Source organism: Stenotrophomonas sp. 82F1, from assembly GCF_056861525.1.
Genome location: NZ_JBSPUD010000019.1, coordinates 57,012 through 74,777, shown reverse-complemented (window position 1 = coordinate 74,777; position 17,766 = coordinate 57,012). Strand labels below are relative to the sequence as shown.

The following is a 17,766-nucleotide window of genomic DNA, read 5'->3' as shown; positions in this document are numbered from 1 at the left end:
GTCAGGTCTGCGGCCACAACACGGCCAGCAGCAGGGCAGCGAACTGCAGGAGGGTGGCGGCGTACTGGCTCACCAGCAGGCGACGCATGCCGATCCAGCGCGCATCCCAGCCACGCGTCGGCGCCTGTGCGTCCCGCCTGCGCAGGCCGGCCGTGTGCAGTGCCTGGTCCACCCGTTGTGCCGCGTCTTCGCCCTGCAGGCCTTCCTGCTGCAGCAGGCGCAGCAGGCTGGCATCCAACTGCACCCGTACCGCGTAGTACGCCTGCACGACGCCTGCAACCAGGCTCAACAGCAGCAGGCCTGCGGCGAACATCGCCAGCCCCGGTTCGATGCCCAGCAGCAACAGGGCCACCAGCAGCAGGCCCAGCGACAACGCGGCAGGCAGGCGTCCCTGCCGCAGCAGCAGATGCATCATCGGCAGATCGGGCACAGCGCTCATGCAACGGTCTCCTGCGCGGCAGCGGCCGCGATCGCCTGTAGATGGACGTCATGCAGCACGATGCCCGGCCGCGCGGCGCGCACGATCGCCACCGCTTCTGCCACATCGTGCGCATGGCCGGTGCGCAGCAACCAGGTCGCCACACTGGCCGCGCTGCGCGAATAGCCCAGTGCACAGCACACCAGCACGGGGCCATGGTCGCGCAGGCGTTCGATGGCGTCCGCCGCCGCACGCAACTGCGCCGCCGATGGCAGCACCAGGTCCAGCATCGGTACGCTGGCATACGCTGCCCCCGGCGCACGACAGGAAAGCTCGGCACAGGTGTCGACCACCCCCACCAAGGGCACGGGCAGTGCAGCACTGGGCAGGCGACCCAGCCAGATCGCGTCGACGACCGGCACCGGCTGCGGCGCGCGCCGCGTCCACAACCGCGAGTTGATCCACGCGGCAGCCAGGTACGGTGCCAGCAGCCAGCGCGCGGCCATCGTCAACCGGCCATCGGCGCGCTTCTGGAACGCCGCCGTGCCCAGACCCGCATAGGCCAACGACACCAGCAGCAACGACACCATCGGCCACAGCAGCCACAACGCAGCGCCGCGCAGCATCACCACCGGCACCAGCAGCAGGCCGGCACCCAGCGCATACAACGCCGCCAGCCGCCAACGTTTCGGGTCACCCGTGGCCTGCCAGGCGCGCAACGGCGGCGTGCCCTGCTCCGGCCACAGCCACACGCACAACCAGCCAGCCAGCAGCCCGGTGGGAATATCGATGAAGTGATGCTGGAAGGTGGTCAGCACCGAAATGCCGATCAGCAGCGCCCATACATGCAGCAGCAGCCGCCAGGCACCGTGCAGGTACTGCGCGAACTTCACCCACAGCACGATCAGCAGCACGATGTGCAACGACGGCGCCTGGTTGAACGGCTTGTCGAAGCCCAGCAGCACGTCGAACAACCAGCCGAACACTCCGCCGATTTCCGGCCGCTCGAAGCTGAAGCGCAGTGGCCACAGCAGGAAGCACGCCACCGCGATCACCTGCGCACTGAGCAGGCGCAGCGCGTGCCGGTCCAGCTCCAGCCGGCGCCGGCACAGGAAGAACGAGATCGCATAGAACAGATCGATCGACCAGTACGGCACGATCGTCCACGGCACGAACGGAATCCGCGTTTCCCAGGCGAACGCCAGCACCGGCAGTTCGGCATGGCGGCCGGCCATCCAGTTGGCGAAGCCATAGCTGGCGAAGAAGAACGGCCCCAGCAGGGCCAGCCACAGCAGGGCGCGCCGCCACGGGCGCGCCTCGTTGGGTGATGCGGTTGCCACCAGTGTCGCCATCACGCGATCCGGCGTGCCAGCGATACGGTGAAGATGCCGAAGTCATCGATACGCTGGGCCACCTTCTGGAAGCCGGCCAGGCGCACCAGTTCGTCCATCTCGTGCTGGGTACGGCGACGCATCACCCATGCCGCGCCACCACGGTGGCTGGTCAACGCACGCGCGATGAACTCCAGCTGCGGATGCCACGGCTGCCCGGTATAGGCCAGGTAACCGCCCACCGGCACCGTCGCGGCGATGCCCTGCAGCGAACGCAGTACCGCATCGTTGTCCGGGAACAGTTCGTACAGGCCGGACACCACCGCCAGCGTCGGCGCCGGGTCCACTGCCGCCAGCTGCGCCGGATCAAACGCATCGCCCTGTTCGAAGCGGGCGATGTCGGCCGCGCCAAGGCGCTCGATCAAGGCCTTGCCCTGGGTCACGTTCAGATCACTGAAATCGCGCAGCACGATGCGGTCGGCACGCTGTTCGCCCTGGCCGAGTGCTTCCAGCACGTAACGACCATGACCGGCAGCCACGTCCAGCACGCGCACCGGCGCGCCCTGCCCGCGCAGTCGCTGGGCGGCATCGCGCAGCAGCTCCTGCAGGTGCTTGCCGCGCACACGGATGCCGCGCCAACCGATCGCATCCAGATAGTTGCGGTCGACCATCCGGCCCAGCGGGCCCTTGCCCCGCGCCTCATCACGGTAGATGTAGTCCAGCGTGCTGCCCGAGTCGAAACCGGTCTGCAGGCCCAGCGCGATGCCTTCGGACAGCGTGCCGCCGAAACGCAGGCCACCGCGCACCACGCGCCAGCGCAGGTCGGCCAGGCTGTTGCGCTCCGGCGGCCACGACAGGATCTCCGATTCTTCGAAGGTCGGGCCATGCCGATGCGCATCGCGCCGCGACAGTTCCTGCAGCGGCTCGGCAAAGCGTGCCTGGATGAAGCTGCGGACGCGAGCCAGCGCCGGTGCACGGTCGCGCTCGCCCAGGGTGTCGTGGAAGAAGCCCGGCAGGTGCACGCGCTCCTTGATCGGGCTGGACAGGCGTTCGTAGAAACGGTCCTGCGGGCCGCGATGCACCACGAAGTCCGAACCGGACACCAGCAACTGCACCGGCACGCTGATCGCCTGTGCGTCGGCCACGATGCGGTCGGCCGCTTCGTACAGGCCCAGCAGCACGCGCACCGAGATCGGCCGGGTGATCAGCGGATCGGTGCGGTAGCTTTCCACCCGCGCCGGGTCGTGGGTCAGCCACTGCGGCTTGACGTAGCTGTTGACGAAGAAGTTGCCGCGCAGCTTCTGCATCAGCGCCAGCCCTGCGCGTGCGAACGGCACGTACAGCTTCACCTTGAACGCAGGCGAGGCCATCACCAGTGCGCGCAGGCGCGGCGCGTAATCGTGCACCCAGGTGGCGGCAACCACTGCACCCACGCTCTGCGCGATGACCACGATGTCCTCGATCGCGATGCCGTGCTCGGCACCGATATGGGCGATGAAACTGTCCAGGTCGCGTACCAGCGCCGGGAAGCCCGGTGCGTCGCCGCGCGCGCCGGGCGAGCGGCCATTGCCGCGCGCGTCCCACGCAAAGAAGGCCGTGTCGGGCAGGTCCAGTTCGTCGACCAGATGGGTGACCCGGCCGGAGTGTTCATGGCCGCGATGCAGCAGCACGATGGCCTTGGCCGGCGTGGTTGCCGTGGTGCTCGGCCAGTACCGGTAGAACAGCGGTACCTGGTCGAAGCTGTGGAATTCCCGTTCCTGCGCCTGACGCATGCAATCTCCGTATTGGAATGGCGTGTGGTCGTGTTGTGTTTACTGCGGCGAAACCGCCGATTCCTTCAATCCCCGGCGTACGCGGTTGACCATCGTCACCCCGCACAGCACCGCCATCGCAGCGGCCACGCCGCTGACCGTCATCGCACCGCCCCAGCCGAACGCCAGCAACAGGCCCAGCACGCCGATCACGAACGCGCGGTCGCTCTTGCCCATCGGGCCGTCATAGCGGCGGCTGGCGCCGACCATCAGGCCCAGTACGCCGGCGTACTCGCTCAGCGCGGCGGCCCAGGCCAGCAGCCACAGTGCCTCCGCACGCACGCCCGGCACGCTGAGCAGGCTCAGGTACAGCGCCGCGTCGGCGATCACGTCGCACAACTCGTTCAGATAGGCGCCCAGCCGCGATTGCTGGCCGAACTCGCGGGCCAGCATGCCGTCGACCGCGTTGAGCGCCATGCGCAGCAGCATCCACAGCGGCAGGGCCAGATACAGCAGCGGCTGCGCGGGTGCACAGCACCACACTGCGGCAGCCACCAGCAGCGAGACCACGGCGGCGGCCACGGTCACCGTGTTGGCGGTGACACCCATGCGGTACAGGCCGCGTACGGCCGGACGCAGCAGGTCCTGGAAACGTCCTTTCAATGCATAGATCGACACGATCTGAACCCGCTAATCCTTGGCAGTGCGGGCACAGCCTACCTGATTGCGACAGCGCCACGTATCGAATCGCTCCCAATGCCGGTCCATGCAGGCGCTGCCGAGCGGACCGCGACGGGGGTCTGCAGCGGCCAATTTCCCCCACCAGCGCCCGCCACCGGCCCCCACCGCCTACAATATCGGCCCCGCTCCGCTGCCGATTGCCCTGTCCCCATGACCGCTGATCTGTTGCCCGTCCGCCGGGCCCTCCTTTCCGTTTCCGACAAGACCGGCCTGGTCGAGCTGGCCACCGCCCTGGCTGCACGCGGCGTGGAACTGCTGTCCACCGGCGGTACCGCCAAGGCGATCCGCGACGCGGGCCTGGCCGTGAAGGACGTGGCCGAGGTCACCGGCTTCCCGGAAATGATGGATGGCCGGGTCAAGACCCTGCATCCGATGGTGCATGGCGGCCTGCTGGGCCGCTCCGGCCTGGACGACGCCGTGATGGCCGAGCACGGCATCGGCGCCATCGACCTGCTGGTGCTGAACCTGTATCCGTTCGAAGCGGTCACCGCCAAGGCCGACTGCACCCTGGCCGACGCAGTGGAGAACATCGACATCGGCGGCCCGGCGATGCTGCGCTCGGCGGCCAAGAACTTCGCCCGCGTGGCGGTGGCCACCGATCCGTCGCAGTACGCCGAACTGCTGGCCTCGCTCGACGCCAACAACGGCCAGCTGTCGGCCGGCACCCGTTTCGCGTTCTCGGTGGCCGCGTTCAATCGTGTCGCCCAGTACGACGCGGCGATCAGCAACTACCTGTCTGCGGTCACCGCCACCGACGCTGCCGTGCCGGCACGGGCCGAGTACCCGGCGCAGATGAATTCCACCTTCGTGAAGGTGATGGACCTGCGCTACGGCGAAAACCCGCACCAGAGCGGCGCGTTCTACCGCGACCTGCATCCGGTGCCGGGCACGCTGGCGACGTTCCAGCAGCTGCAGGGTAAGGAGCTGAGCTACAACAACCTGGCCGATGCCGATGCGGCGTGGGAATGCGTGCGCCAGTTCGATGCGCCGGCCTGCGTCATCGTCAAGCACGCCAACCCGTGCGGCGTGGCCGTTGGTGCCGGCAACGGCGATGCCTACGAGCTGGCCTACGCCACCGACCCGACCAGCGCGTTCGGCGGCATCATCGCCTTCAACAAGCCGCTCGACGCTGCTACCGCGCAGGTGATCCTCGACCGCCAGTTCGTGGAAGTGCTGATCGCCCCGGACTACGAGCCGGCCGCGCTGGAGTACGCGCAGAAGAAAGCCAACGTGCGCGTGCTGCGCATCCCGCACGGCGATGGCCTGAACAACTTCGACAACAAGCGCGTGGGCTCCGGCCTGCTGCTGCAGTCGTCGGACAACCGCGGCATGACCCGTGACGAACTGAAGGTGGTCAGCAAGCTGGCGCCGACCGACAAGCAGTTCACCGACCTGCTGTTCGCCTGGAAGGTCGCCAAGTTCGTGAAGTCCAACGCGATCGTCTACGCCAAGGACAACCGCACCATCGGTGTCGGCGCCGGCCAGATGAGCCGCGTGTACTCGGCGCGCATCGCCGGCATCAAGGCGGCCGATGCGAACCTGGTGGTCGAGGGTTCGGTGATGGCCTCCGATGCGTTCTTCCCGTTCCGCGATGGCATCGACGCTGCAGCCGCGGCCGGCATCAAGGCGGTGATCCAGCCGGGCGGCTCGATGCGCGATGCCGAAGTGATCGCCGCCGCCGACGAGCACGGCCTGGCGATGGTGTTCACCGGCGTCCGCCACTTCCGCCACTGATTGATGGAGCGACACGGATGTCTGCAGTCTCTTTGAAACCGCTTGCCGTGCTCGCCCTTGTTGGCACGGCCCTGCTGGCCGGCTGCAAGCCGGCCGCTGAGCCCACCTCTGGCCCGCAGGCGGAGCCTGCAAAGGCCGCCGCCGCCGAGGCCACCGCCCATGTCAGCCGCACTACGCGGCTGCAGGCATTCCTGACCGGGCGCTACGGCAAGGACGCCAAGCTGTCGGGGGAGTGGCGCGGCACCTGGACCCAGGAAGGCGAAACCCGTCCCGTGGACTGGCAGGTCTGCGCCGAGCAGCCGGTGGTGACCGGCGACAGCTGGCAGCAGCTGCTGGCCGTGTGCGGTGCGCTGGCCGATGGCGCGCACATCGACCCGGGAACCATCGACTTCTTCGTGCTGCATCCCAAGGGCGAAGGCTTCGAAGTCGTGAGCGAACTGACCGGCGAGCGCTTCGGCAGTGGCGGTCAGCCCGGCAGCGCCAGCATCATCCGCGCTGGCAGCGATTTCTACGGCTTCCGCGTCGAGGATGGCTGGTTCGGCCAGGGCTTCTCGCTGCTCTCGCAGTCACTGATCCTGCCGGGGCCGAAGGGACTGGTCGCCACCGGCAACGTGCGCAGCCATATCGACAACGACGCCCAGTACGAATGCGAGAACGTCGACGCGGCCGCCGACCCCGACACTGCCGAGGACTGCCGCACCCGTCGCTTCAGCATCGACTTCGCGCTGCGCTTCGACGACAGCGACCGCAACGCGCGCGTCTGGCCGCTGCTGATCGAGGAAACCGGCAGCACCTGCGGCGGCAAGCAGGTACGGCAGGAACATCGCTTCACCCTCGACCCGAAGTCCTGGACCTACTCCTTCCCCGAGTCGCTGCAACGCGAAGGCTGCGAGTGAACCACGCGCGCCGCCGGGGGTATCGACCTTCCCTTCCCACGCAATCTGGAATCTCGTGATGAACGTACTTGTCATCGGCTCTGGCGGCCGCGAACACGCCCTGGCATGGAAGCTGGCCCAGTCCTCCCGTGTCACTGAAGTGCTCGTAGCGCCCGGCAATGCCGGCACCGCCAACGAAGACAAGTGCCGCAACGTCGCGGTGAAAGTCACCGACATCGATGGCCTGCTCGCCCTGGCCCAGGCCGAAGGCGTGGCGCTGACCGTGGTCGGCCCGGAAGTGCCGCTGGTGGCCGGCGTGGTCGACCGCTTCCGCGCCGCCGGCCTGCGCATCTTCGGGCCGACGGCTGCCGCCGCGCAGCTGGAAGGCAGCAAGGCCTACGCCAAGGACTTCCTGGCCCGCCACAACATCCCCACCGCGTTCTATTCGGTGCACACCGAGGTGGACGCGGCACTGGCCTACCTGCGCGAGAAGGGCGCACCGATCGTGGTCAAGGCCGACGGCCTGGCCGCCGGCAAGGGCGTGATCGTGGCGATGACCCTGGCCGAGGCTGAAGACGCAGTGCGCGACATGCTCTCGGGCAACGCCTTCGGCGATGCCGGCGCGCGCGTGGTGATCGAGGAATTCCTCGACGGCGAGGAAGCCAGCTTCATTTCGATGGTCGACGGCGTGCATGCATTGCCGATGGCCACCTCGCAGGATCACAAGCGCGTCGGCGACGGCGACACCGGCCCGAATACCGGCGGCATGGGCGCGTACTCGCCGGCGCCGGTGGTCACGCCCGAGGTGCATGCCCGGGTGATGCGCGAGGTGGTCAACCCGACCGTGCAGGGCATGATCGCCGATGGCATTCCGTTCACCGGCTTCCTCTACGCGGGCCTGATGATCGATGCCAGCGGTGCGCCGAAGGTGATCGAGTTCAATGTGCGTTTCGGCGACCCGGAAACGCAGCCGGTGATGCTGCGCCTGCAGTCGGACCTGGTGGAGCTGGTGGAAGCGGCGATCGATGGTCGCCTGGACCAGGTGGACGCGCAGTGGGATCCGCGCCCGTCGCTGGGCGTAGTGCTGGCCGCGAAGCCGTACCCGGAATCGCCGATCACCGGTGAGGTGATCTCCGGCCTGGATGAGGTGCCGGCAACGGCCAAGGTGTTCCATGCCGGCACGACGCTGGATGCGCAGGGCCAGGTGCTCAGCGCCGGCGGCCGCGTGCTGTGCGTGGCCGCACTGGGCGACAGCGTGCGCGACGCGCAGGCGAACGCGTATGCCGGCGTGGCCAAGGTGGGCTGGGCCAACGAGTTCCACCGCACCGACATCGGCTGGCGGGCGATCGCGCGCGAGGGTTGAGGTCCACGCGGCATCGGGACATCCACGCATGGCGTGGATCTACTGGATCTTGCCGCATCCACACATGGGGTGGATCTACGCTGCGATTCGTTCATGCAGGGTGTGCCCCGTGGTAGATCCACGCCATGCGTGGATGACAGCCCCACAAACAGAAAAGGCCCGGCAATGCCGGGCCTTTTCGTCACTCAAACGCCTCGCCGCCTTACGCGGTGAACAGCGCCTTCATCTTCTTCAGCGCGTTCGCTTCGACCTGGCGGATACGCTCGGCGGACACGCCGTACTCGTCCGCCAGTTCCTGCAGCGTCACCTTGCTGTCCGCATCCAGCCAGCGGCGGCGGATGATGTCGCGCGAACGCGCATCCAGTTCCGCCAGGCCTTCGCGCAGCAGCTGCATCTGGTTGTCTTCGCTGTCCTCGCGCTCGTAGGCCATCGACGGGTCCTCGTCATTGGCCACCAGATACGCAGCCGGCGACGGCGGCGCGTGGTCGTTGTCTTCATCGGTCGGCGCATCGAAACCGATATCGCGGCCGGACAGGCGCGATTCCATTTCCAGCACTTCGCGCTCGGACACGTTCAGGTCCTTGGCCACCGCGCTGACTTCGGCAGCGTTCATCCAGCCCAGCCGCTTCTTCGACTTGCGCAGGTTGAAGAACAGCTTGCGCTGTGCCTTGGTCGTGGCGACCTTGACGATGCGCCAGTTCTTCAGGATGAACTCGTGCATCTCGGCACGGATCCAATGCACGGCGAAGGACACCAGGCGCACGCCCATGTCGGGGTCGAAGCGCTTGACCGCCTTCATCAGGCCGATGTTGCCTTCCTGGATCAGGTCGCCCAGCGCAAGGCCATAGCCGTTGTAACCGCGGGCCACGTGCACCACGAAGCGCAGGTGCGAATGCACCAGCTCGCGGGCAGCGTCCAGATCATTGCCGTCGCGGAAGCGACGGGCCAGGTCCTGTTCGTTATCGACCGACAGCACCGGGATCTGGTGCACGGCACCGATGTAGGCGTCCAGCGAACCGAGCGCACTGGGAATCGGCAGATTGTTTGCCACAAGGGCAGTAGAGGTGTTCTGGCTCATAGGCACCCATCTTAGCAGTCTGGGATTTGGACTGCTAAAGGAGGAAAAAGTTCCAGCATCCCACTGATGAAACACTGGTCCCAAACAGAGCCCTACCGTAACGCGATTTGATGACAGTGGCGAGCGCGCTTTTCGGGATACACAATCCCTTGCAATTCAATCCCCTGGCCCGGAAAACACGGCCATTCCGAGTCAAAGGGAGCTGAACAGGCAGCGGTTTCGCCCCTCGATCGCCGGGCAGCGTTGCCCGCCGTTCAGCCCGATGGCGCCGGCGACGCCCGCGGCGGCAGCGACCAGTCGATCGGGGCCTGCCCGCAGCGCTGCAGGTACTCGTTGGCCATCGAGAAATGACGGCAGCCGAGGAAGCCACGGTGGGCCGACAGCGGCGACGGATGCGGCGATTTCAGCACGCGATGGCGGCCCGTATCGATGACCTTGCCCTTCTGCTGCGCATAGGCGCCCCAGAGCATGAACACCAGGCCCTCGCGCTCGCGGTTGAGCACGTCCACCACGTGATCGGTGAAGCCTTCCCAGCCGCGCCCCTGGTGGGCACCGGCCTTGCCCTCTTCCACCGTCAGCACCGCGTTGAGCAGCAGCACGCCGCGCTGTGCCCAGGGAATCAGGCAGCCATGATCGGGGCGCGGAATGGCCAGGTCGCCCTCGATCTCCTTGTAGATGTTCAACAGCGACGGCGGCACCGGCACGCCCGGCTGCACCGAGAAACTCAAGCCATGGGCCTGTCCACGGCCGTGGTACGGGTCCTGGCCGAGGATGACCACTTTCACCTGATCGAACGGGGTGGCATCGAACGCGGCGAAGATCTGCGGGCCGGGCGGGAACACCGCCGCACCGCTGGCCTTGCGCTGCCGCAGGAAGCTGGACAGCTCGCGCATCTGCGGCTGCAGCAGGTAATCGCCCACACGCTGTTTCCAGCTCGGTTCCAGCTGGATCGCCGGGGTGTCCACTACTTCATCGATCATCGCAACACGTCATCGCAACAGGGGTCCATCATTCAACCGGGCCAGCCGCAGCTGGAACAGCACCTTGGTGATCAGCAGCCGCTCTTCGATCGGCTTCAGCACCAGGTCGTTGGCGCCAGCCTGCAGCAGACCGGTCTGGTTGTGCGGATTGCCATCGCCGGTCATCACCAGCACCGGCAGCCGGCGCTTGCCGTAGCCGAAGTCCACGCGCACGCGCTGCACCACGTCGCGGCCGCTCAGCTCCCCCTTCAGGGTCACATCGGTCAGCACCAGATCGATGCGATGGCGGCTGCGCCCCAGCGATTCGGCGGTGAGCAGGGTAAACGCTTCTTCGGCGCTGACCACATGCATCACGTTGAGCTGCTGGCGCTCGAGCATGCGCTTGGTCGCCTCGGCCACCACCCGGCTGTCCTCGATGTAGAGGATGGTCGCGCCGGGAATGGTCTGCGGCTGCACGTAGCCGCGCACGAACGTCGCCAGGGCCTCGTGGCCCAGCGATTTGTCGAAGTAATCGGTGACGTACTCGGTGAAGCGGCGCTGCTCCAGGTGCTGCTGGGCGTCGCCGGAGACCACGATCACCGGCACATAGGCCTGCCCGGCGGCTTCGCGCACCATCCGTGCCAGCGCCAGGCCGTCGCCATCGCGCAGGGTCAACGAAGTGGTGACCAGATCGACCGGGCCCTGCGCCAGCGCATGCTGTGCGTCTTCGATGCTGTCGCAGCCGATCACCTCCACGCCCGGCAGATCACGCTGCAGGACGTCGGCGATCAGCTTGCGCACCAGCTTGGAACCGTCAACCACCATCACCCGCGTCGCGGGCCCTTCAAGGTGCTTCAGCGCTTGCGGTTGCATGCCGGTCTCAGGTGTCGGTCGGGCGGGTCTGGCGGAGGAAGTGGCCGGTCACCAGCCATGCACCGAGCCAGCCCAGCAGCAAGGTGCCGAGCAATACCAGGCTGCCATGCAGCAGGTCCAGCCCATGCAGCACGAACGGGCTGCCATAGCTGCGCGACAGTTCGGCCAGCGGCGCGCGCAGGGCGGCACCGGCAATACCGATCAGGCCCAGCGCGACCGCGCCGGCGCCCAGGCCATACCAGGCGCCCAGGTACAGGAACGGGCGGCGGATGAAGCCATCGCTGGCGCCGAGCAGCTGCAGCACGCCGATTTCCTCGCGGCGGGCCTGGATGTCCAGGCGCACGGTGTTGCCGACCACCAGCGCCGCACCGGCGCCGAGCAGCACCGACAACACCTGCACCAGCCGCGCGCCGAACGCGAGCCACGCGTCCAGGCGCTGGCGCCACAACGCGTCATGCTGGACCAGGTCCGCCCCGGGCAGGCTTTCCAGCGCGCGCGCCAGCCGCGCATCGTCCTGGCCCTGGCCGGGAGTGATCACCAGCAGCGAGGGCAACGGGTTGTCATTGAGTGCGTCGATGGCTTCGCCGAGACCGGCCTGGCGCAGTTCCTCCAGGCCCTGTTCCGGCGTGCGCACGGTGACGCTGGCCACGTCCGGGCGATCGCGCAGCTCACCGGCCAGGCGCAGCGCACCGGGGCCGTCGACGTCGGCCTTCAGGAACACGTTGATGTCGCGCGACTGCTGCACGCTGCCGGCGAACTGCTTGAGGTTGTCCAGCGCGATCGACAGGCCCAGCGGCAACGCCAGGGCCAGCGCCATGACCATCACAGTCAGCAGCGTCGCCCACGGTTTGCGGCAGGCACGACCGAGGCTGAACACCACGCTGTGCACGTGATGCTGGAACCACACGCCCAGGCGCGACGGCGCAGCGGCTTCGGTGTTTTCGTTCTTGGCCATGGTTACTCCGCCAGATCCTGCGGCGAGATGTCGTCCACCAGCCGGCCGTGGTCGAGGATCAGCACGCGCTTGCGCATGTGGCGCAGCAGCGGCAGGTCGTGGCTGACCACCAGCACGCTGGTGCCGCGCGCGGGCAGCTCGGCGAACAGGGACATGATTTCCGCCGCCAGGGTCGGGTCGAGGTTGCCGGTCGGTTCGTCGGCCACCAGCAGCTTGGGCTCGCCGACGATCGCACGGGCGATGCCGACGCGCTGCTGCTCACCGGCCGACAGCTGCGAGGGCAGCGCCTTCTCGCGGTGGCCCAGGCCCATGCGCTCGAGCACCGAACGCACGCGCTTGTTGATGTCGCCACGGCGGGTGCCGCGCAGGATCAGCGGCAGGGCCACGTTCTCGGCGATGGAGCGGTCCATCAGCAGGCGGTGGTCCTGGTAGACCGCGCCCACCGCGCGTCGATGCCGCGGCACATCGCCGCCGCGCACCTTCAGCAGGTTGCGCTCGTCGAACATCACCGCGCCGCGGCTGGGCCGCTCGTCGAGGTGGATCAACTTGAGCAGGGTGCTCTTGCCCGCCCCGGAGTGACCGGTGACGAACAGCATTTCGCCCGGCGCGACCTCGAAGCTGACATCGGTCAGGGCTTCGTGGCCACCGGCGTACTGTTTGCTGACATTGTCGAAGCGCAGGACACTCATGCCCCGATTATGCAGGACCGGCGCGACGGCGTGGAGATGCCGGGGCGCTGGTGGGTGCCGACCGTTGCTGGTGGGTGCCGACCGTTGGTCGGCACACCTTTCAAGGCCACCCGACCAACGGTCGGGTGCTACCGGCTTGGTCACCCGACCAACGGTCGGGTGCTACCGGCTTGGTCGCCCGACCAACGGTCGGGTGCTACCGGATCAGTTGCCCGACAGCATCCGGCGGATCTTGCGACCGATACGGGTCAGGAACGAGTCGCCGGCATCGGCGCTGGTGCGCACCGGCTTGGCCACGACCTGCACCGGGGTGACCGGGCTGCTGCCGTTGCCGGCGTTGCTTGCCACGCCCTCGGCACCCTCGACCGGACGGCCGTGGCGACGACGACGACGCTTGCGCGGCTTGCGCTCGCCGTCCACCGCCGCTTCCGGCGCCGCGTCAGCGCGCGGCGGACGCGGGGCCTGCACGGCAGCGGCTTCAGCCGTCACCGCACCCTCGACGGCTGCGGCGGCAACCTGCTCGCCTTCCACACGCGGCTTGCGCGGGCCACGCGGACGGCGTTCGCCGCTGCGCTCGCCATCACGGCCACCACGCCCGGCGCCAGCACCGCTGCCGGAACGACCGCCACTGCGGCCGCCGCCACGACGCTCTTCCTCGGCGGCACGCGCTTCGCGTGCTTCGCGGAAGATCTGGCCGACGCTTTCGTTCTCGTCGCCTTCCTCACCCGGTGCCGGGGCGGCACGCTCCGGGCGCGGCAGCGAGGTCAGGATCTCGCTGGTGACCGCTTCAACCGGGATCTTCTGCTCGATGTAGGCCTCGATGTCCGGCAGGCCCATCGCGTAACGCTCGCAGGCGAAGCTGATCGCATCGCCTTCCTCGCCCAGGCGGGCGGTACGGCCGATGCGGTGCACGTAGTCTTCCGCATCGAACGGCAGGTCGTAGTTGTAGACGTACTTGATGCCGTCGATGTGCAGGCCGCGGGCGGCCACGTCGGTCGCCACCAGGATTTCCAGCTGGCCCTTCTGGAAGCGGTTGAGCAGGCTCTCACGCTTCTTCTGCGGCACGTCACCGGACAGCACGCCGACGCGGTAGCCGGAACGCTCCAGCGAACGGGCCACGCGCTCGACGAACACCTTGGTGTTGACGAAGACCATGGTGCGCGCGCCTTCGCTGCGCGACAGCAGGCCCAGCAGCAGCGGGATCTTCTCTTCGTCGGCGGGGAAGTAGATGCGCTGGCGCACGCGCGCGGCGGTGATGGTCTCGGCTTCGACCACCAGCTTCTGCGGCTCGTTCATGTGCTCATAGGCCAGCTCGAGCACGCGGTGGCTCAAGGTGGCGCTGAACAGCAGGGTCTGGCGGGTGGAACGCTCCGGCATGCGGCGCAGCAGGAAGCGGATGTCCTTGATGAAGCCCAGGTCGAACATGCGGTCGGCTTCGTCCAGCACGCAGATCTCGCAGGCGTGCAGCGAGACCACCTTGTGCTGCTTGACGTAGTCGATCAGGCGGCCGGGGGTGGCGATGATCACGTCCACGCCCTGCTGCAGGATCTCGCGCTGCTTGTCGTAATCCACGCCGCCGTAGACCAGCGCGAAACGCAGGCCGAGGTCGGAACCGAACTTGACCGCATCCTTGTGGATCTGGATGGCCAGCTCGCGGGTCGGGGCCAGGATCAGCGCGCGCGGATCTTCCGGCTTGCGATCGGCCAGCGCCGGGCGCGTCAGCAGGCGGTTCACGACAGCGACCAGGAAGGCCAGCGTCTTGCCGGTGCCGGTCTGGGCCTGGCCGGCGACGTCGCCACCGGGCAGCGCGACCGGCAGGGTCAGCGCCTGGATGGGCGTGCAGCGGGTGAATCCGGCTCCTTCAAGACCGGCCTGCAGGGCCGGATGCAGATCGAAGGAGGAAAAAGTCAAATCGGTCAGCGGTTTGTCGCTCATGTGTCCGTCTTGGTATGGCCACGCGCCTGCGGGCGGCGGCACTGAAATCTGTCTGGGGCTCCGTCGCAAACTGCGGCCCCTGCGGCGGGTCGGGCTGGCCGGGACCCCTCGGGTCCGCGCGCCGCACAATGCCCCAGTTTACCGCACTCGGGCCGGCAAACCGGAACCAGGCGTCTCAGAGCTTACGGAGACGGGCCTCTTCACCCCGCAGTACCGCGCTTGAACAGCGGCGCCGGCCCCCATGGCGTATCGCGCCAGCACCCCCATTTCAGCCATGGACAGTGAAATCGGACACATACCGGGTTGCATCCCGGTCACGATACGCTGGGTTCCAGCCAGCACCTGTCCCCGCCCTGCGATAGGGGTACACTGCCGGCCGTGAGCGTCCAGGCATCCCGCCGAACGCACCGTGGCAGTCCGCCGCGAGGCAACGACGAGGGTCACGCTACCGGGCATGGCCCAGTTCACCCACCTCCGGCCTGGCCGGGTGCAATCCAAGACGAGAAACCAAGATGAGCGACAAGGTTGTACACGTCGGCGATGCCGACTTTGATAGCGCCGTACTGAATTCCAAGGAACCGGTGCTGGTCGATTTCTGGGCCGAATGGTGTGGCCCCTGCAAGATGATCGCGCCGGCGCTGGACGAACTGGCCGATGCCTACCAGGGCCGCGCCAAGATCGCCAAGGTCAACGTGGACAACAACCGCGCGCTGGCCGCCAAGTACCACGTGCGTTCGATTCCCTACCTGGTCGTCTTCAAGGACGGCGAGAAGGTCGGCGAGCAGATTGGTGCCGTTGGCAAGGCCCAGCTGGCCGGCCTGCTGGACAAGGCCCTGGCCTGATCCTGCGCGTTACCGGCAGCCGTTTTCCACGGCTGCCGGGCGGGCGCCCCGGCGCCTGACTGAATACCGTATCCGGCGACCCTTGCGTGGCGCCGCGGGCCGATGATAGTGTCGGCACATCCGGCCGCGTTCGCGTGCCGCATCTTCTGGACGCAGTTTCTTCCAGACCCATTCCCAATGTTCGCCGCCCCAGCCGGGCGCTCGCACCTTCAAGCGAGGAATAACGCTCTTGTCCGATAACACTCCCGAAACCGGTAGCGCAGATGCGCCCGCCGAAAAGCGCGTGCGCAAAGCCCGCGTAACCAAGGCTGCCGCTCCGGCCGCCGCCGAAACCAGCGCCGCTCCGGCGCAGCCTGCCCTGCCGCTGGCAGCCGCGCCCGAAGCGCCGGCACCGGCCGCAGCGCCTTCCGCGCCGAGCGCACCCGCCGCCGAGGCCCCTGCCAGCAGTGGCGGCGGCGACGGTGGCGAGGGCCGCGAATCCGGCCAGCCGCGGCAGTCGCAGCAGAACAACCAGGGCGGCGGCCAGAACCAGAACCCCTACAACCAGGGCGGCCAGCAGGGCCAGCAGGGCCAGGGCAATCGCCGTGACCGTTTCCGCAACCGCCGCGACCGTGATCGCAATGGCGGCGGCGGCGGCGGTGGTGGCAACGGCGGTCGCTTCCGCGACGACGGCATGCCCAACGACAACGGCGAACAGCAGCCGTTCGTGCCGCGTCCGCACGCCAACGTGCCTGAAGGCTTCCCGGTCTATTCGCTGAGCGACCTCAAGCGCATGCCGGCCCAGAAGCTGCTGGAGATCGCCGAGCAGCTGCAGATTTCCGAAGGTGTGGCCCGTGCCCGCAAGCAGGACGTGATCTTCGCCCTGCTGAAGGTGCTGACCCGCCACGGCGACGGCGTTGCCGCCGACGGCGTGCTGGAAATCCTGCCGGACGGTTTCGGCTTCCTGCGCGCGGCCGAGGCCAGCTACCTGGCCGGCCCGGACGACACCTACATTTCGCCCAGCCAGATCCGCCGCTTCAACCTGCGTACCGGCGACCACCTGTCCGGCCGCATCCGCTTCCCGAAGGACGGCGAGCGCTACTTCGCGCTGTCGATCGTGGACACCATCAACGGTGAGCCGCTGGAAGCGTCGAAGAACAAGGTGCTGTTCGAGAACCTGACCCCCCTGTTCCCGCGTCGCCGCTTCACCCTGGAGCGCGGCAACGGTTCGTCGGAAGACATCACCGGCCGCATCCTCGACCTGATGGCACCGCAGGGCAAGGGCCAGCGCTCGCTCATCGTTTCCCAGCCGAAGGCCGGCAAGACGATGATGATGCAGCAGGTCGCCACGGCCATCACCACCAACCATCCGGACGTGCACCTGATCGTGCTGCTGATCGACGAGCGCCCGGAAGAAGTGACCGAAATGCAGCGCACCGTGCGCGGCGAGGTCATCAGCTCGACCTTCGACGAGCCGGCCGCGCGCCACGTGCAGGTGGCCGAAATGGTCATCGAGCGCGCCAAGCGCCTGGTCGAGCACAAGAAGGACGTGGTGATCCTGCTCGACTCGATCACCCGCCTGGCGCGTGCCTACAACAACGTCGTGCCGAGCTCGGGCAAGGTGCTGACCGGTGGCGTGGACGCCAACGCCCTGCATCGCCCCAAGCGCTTCTTCGGTGCCGCGCGCAACGTGGAAGAAGGCGGCAGCCTGACCATCATCGCCACCGCGCTGGTCGATACCGGCTCGAAGATGGACGAGGTGATCTACGAAGAGTTCAAGGGCACCGGCAACAGCGAAGTGCACCTGAGCCGTCGTATCGCTGAAAAGCGCGTGTTCCCGGCCATCGACATCAACCGTTCCGGCACCCGTCGCGAGGATCTGCTGATCGAGCCGGAGCTGCTGCAGAAGATCTGGATCCTGCGCAAGCTGCTGCATCCGATGGATGAAATGACGGCGATGGAATTCCTGCTGGACAAGATGAAGAACACCAAGTCCAACGACGAGTTCTTCGGTTCGATGAAGCGCTGATCGCGGATCGCGCGGCATTGATGGAATACGGAAAAGCCCCGCGATGCGGGGCTTTTTCTTTGGAAGGCGGCAGGACAGACGGCTTCACTTCGCAGCCCGGTGTTTTGGCGATAATCTGCGCCACAAATGCCTGACTCTCCGCCCCGACCGTGCTGGCCGGGCCGCCGATTCCCGCTGTTGCCCCATCCGGAGGATCCGGCGGGTCCAGCCCTGC

General features: G+C 67.6%; 15 protein-coding genes. 5 read left to right on the top strand and 10 right to left on the bottom strand.

Translation table 11 applies throughout. From position 1 onward, the window contains the following. Window position 1: 1 nt before the first annotated feature. The 4 genes from AC13GI_RS16705 to AC13GI_RS16690 are packed head-to-tail and all read right to left on the bottom strand — an operon-like array spanning window position 2 to window position 4,178. On the bottom strand, window positions 2-439 hold the full coding sequence (locus AC13GI_RS16705) for a hypothetical protein (protein ID WP_482996868.1): 438 nt from the start codon (window positions 437-439) through the stop codon (window positions 2-4). Continuing rightward, window positions 436-1,770 (bottom strand): phosphatase PAP2/dual specificity phosphatase family protein, encoded by a 1,335-nt coding sequence (locus AC13GI_RS16700; protein ID WP_482996867.1) that lies wholly within the window; start codon window positions 1,768-1,770, stop codon window positions 436-438. The genes AC13GI_RS16705 and AC13GI_RS16700 overlap by 4 nt, the downstream gene beginning before the upstream one ends. Beyond that, window positions 1,770-3,521: a bifunctional alpha/beta hydrolase/class I SAM-dependent methyltransferase gene (locus AC13GI_RS16695; protein ID WP_099820465.1), complete on the bottom strand. Its 1,752-nt coding sequence runs from the start codon at window positions 3,519-3,521 to the stop codon at window positions 1,770-1,772. The genes AC13GI_RS16700 and AC13GI_RS16695 overlap by 1 nt, the downstream gene beginning before the upstream one ends. A gap of 39 nt (window positions 3,522-3,560) precedes the next feature. After that, window positions 3,561-4,178, bottom strand: a complete 618-nt coding sequence (locus AC13GI_RS16690) for a CDP-alcohol phosphatidyltransferase family protein (protein WP_380652947.1) — start codon at window positions 4,176-4,178, stop codon at window positions 3,561-3,563. Between the two features lie 213 nt (window positions 4,179-4,391). On the opposite strand from AC13GI_RS16690, the gene purH reads away from it, so the two are divergent. Genes purH through purD form a run of 3 tightly spaced genes read left to right on the top strand, consistent with a single transcriptional unit; the run spans window position 4,392 to window position 8,213 of the window. Beyond that, the gene (gene purH / locus AC13GI_RS16685) at window positions 4,392-5,975 is read left to right on the top strand and encodes a bifunctional phosphoribosylaminoimidazolecarboxamide formyltransferase/IMP cyclohydrolase (RefSeq protein ID WP_099820463.1); all 1,584 of its coding nucleotides are present in this window, start codon (window positions 4,392-4,394) and stop codon (window positions 5,973-5,975) included. A 17-nt stretch (window positions 5,976-5,992) separates the two neighbouring features. Continuing rightward, window positions 5,993-6,871 (top strand): hypothetical protein, encoded by an 879-nt coding sequence (locus tag AC13GI_RS16680; protein WP_482996866.1) that lies wholly within the window; start codon window positions 5,993-5,995, stop codon window positions 6,869-6,871. Between the two features lie 58 nt (window positions 6,872-6,929). After that, complete coding sequence (gene purD / locus AC13GI_RS16675; protein WP_482996865.1) at window positions 6,930-8,213, top strand: phosphoribosylamine--glycine ligase; 1,284 nt, start codon at window positions 6,930-6,932, stop codon at window positions 8,211-8,213. A gap of 202 nt (window positions 8,214-8,415) precedes the next feature. On the opposite strand, the gene rpoH is transcribed toward purD, so the two are convergent. The 6 genes from rpoH to rhlB all read right to left on the bottom strand — a co-directional run bounded on the left by rpoH (window position 8,416) and on the right by rhlB (window position 14,702). Beyond that, window positions 8,416-9,291, bottom strand: a complete 876-nt coding sequence (rpoH, locus tag AC13GI_RS16670) for an RNA polymerase sigma factor RpoH (RefSeq protein WP_025878613.1) — start codon at window positions 9,289-9,291, stop codon at window positions 8,416-8,418. 254 nt (window positions 9,292-9,545) lie between these two features. Further along, a complete protein-coding gene (ung, locus tag AC13GI_RS16665) occupies window positions 9,546-10,271 on the bottom strand; it encodes a uracil-DNA glycosylase (protein ID WP_482996864.1) in 726 nt (241 codons plus the stop codon). A 9-nt stretch (window positions 10,272-10,280) separates the two neighbouring features. Next, on the bottom strand, window positions 10,281-11,123 hold the full coding sequence (locus AC13GI_RS16660) for a response regulator (RefSeq protein ID WP_025878611.1): 843 nt from the start codon (window positions 11,121-11,123) through the stop codon (window positions 10,281-10,283). A 7-nt stretch (window positions 11,124-11,130) separates the two neighbouring features. Beyond that, on the bottom strand, window positions 11,131-12,078 hold the full coding sequence (ftsX, locus tag AC13GI_RS16655; protein WP_099820457.1) for a permease-like cell division protein FtsX: 948 nt from the start codon (window positions 12,076-12,078) through the stop codon (window positions 11,131-11,133). A gap of 2 nt (window positions 12,079-12,080) precedes the next feature. Further along, window positions 12,081-12,767, bottom strand: a complete 687-nt coding sequence (gene ftsE / locus AC13GI_RS16650; RefSeq protein WP_025878609.1) for a cell division ATP-binding protein FtsE — start codon at window positions 12,765-12,767, stop codon at window positions 12,081-12,083. Window positions 12,768-12,971: 204 nt separating this feature from the next. Then, window positions 12,972-14,702: an ATP-dependent RNA helicase RhlB gene (gene rhlB, locus AC13GI_RS16645; RefSeq protein WP_099820456.1), complete on the bottom strand. Its 1,731-nt coding sequence runs from the start codon at window positions 14,700-14,702 to the stop codon at window positions 12,972-12,974. A gap of 512 nt (window positions 14,703-15,214) precedes the next feature. Here rhlB and trxA point away from each other — a divergent pair. Further along, window positions 15,215-15,544, top strand: coding sequence for a thioredoxin (trxA, locus tag AC13GI_RS16640; RefSeq protein WP_025878607.1), 330 nt, complete (start codon window positions 15,215-15,217; stop codon window positions 15,542-15,544). Between the two features lie 229 nt (window positions 15,545-15,773). Further along, the gene (rho, locus tag AC13GI_RS16635; protein WP_482996863.1) at window positions 15,774-17,552 is read left to right on the top strand and encodes a transcription termination factor Rho; all 1,779 of its coding nucleotides are present in this window, start codon (window positions 15,774-15,776) and stop codon (window positions 17,550-17,552) included. Window positions 17,553-17,766 lie beyond the last annotated feature (214 nt).

Coding starts and splice junctions, on each gene's coding strand:
- ftsX (WP_099820457.1), bottom strand. CDS start 12,078: ATGGCCAAGAACGAAAACACCGAAGCCGCTGCGCCGTCGCGCCTGGGC.
- purH (WP_099820463.1), top strand. CDS start 4,392: ATGACCGCTGATCTGTTGCCCGTCCGCCGGGCCCTCCTTTCCGTTTCC.
- rpoH (WP_025878613.1), bottom strand. CDS start 9,291: ATGAGCCAGAACACCTCTACTGCCCTTGTGGCAAACAATCTGCCGATT.
- rhlB (WP_099820456.1), bottom strand. CDS start 14,702: ATGAGCGACAAACCGCTGACCGATTTGACTTTTTCCTCCTTCGATCTG.
- AC13GI_RS16695 (WP_099820465.1), bottom strand. CDS start 3,521: ATGCGTCAGGCGCAGGAACGGGAATTCCACAGCTTCGACCAGGTACCG.
- ftsE (WP_025878609.1), bottom strand. CDS start 12,767: ATGAGTGTCCTGCGCTTCGACAATGTCAGCAAACAGTACGCCGGTGGC.
- AC13GI_RS16660 (WP_025878611.1), bottom strand. CDS start 11,123: ATGCAACCGCAAGCGCTGAAGCACCTTGAAGGGCCCGCGACGCGGGTG.
- purD (WP_482996865.1), top strand. CDS start 6,930: ATGAACGTACTTGTCATCGGCTCTGGCGGCCGCGAACACGCCCTGGCA.
- AC13GI_RS16705 (WP_482996868.1), bottom strand. CDS start 439: ATGAGCGCTGTGCCCGATCTGCCGATGATGCATCTGCTGCTGCGGCAG.
- AC13GI_RS16700 (WP_482996867.1), bottom strand. CDS start 1,770: ATGGCGACACTGGTGGCAACCGCATCACCCAACGAGGCGCGCCCGTGG.
- ung (WP_482996864.1), bottom strand. CDS start 10,271: ATGATCGATGAAGTAGTGGACACCCCGGCGATCCAGCTGGAACCGAGC.
- AC13GI_RS16680 (WP_482996866.1), top strand. CDS start 5,993: ATGTCTGCAGTCTCTTTGAAACCGCTTGCCGTGCTCGCCCTTGTTGGC.
- trxA (WP_025878607.1), top strand. CDS start 15,215: ATGAGCGACAAGGTTGTACACGTCGGCGATGCCGACTTTGATAGCGCC.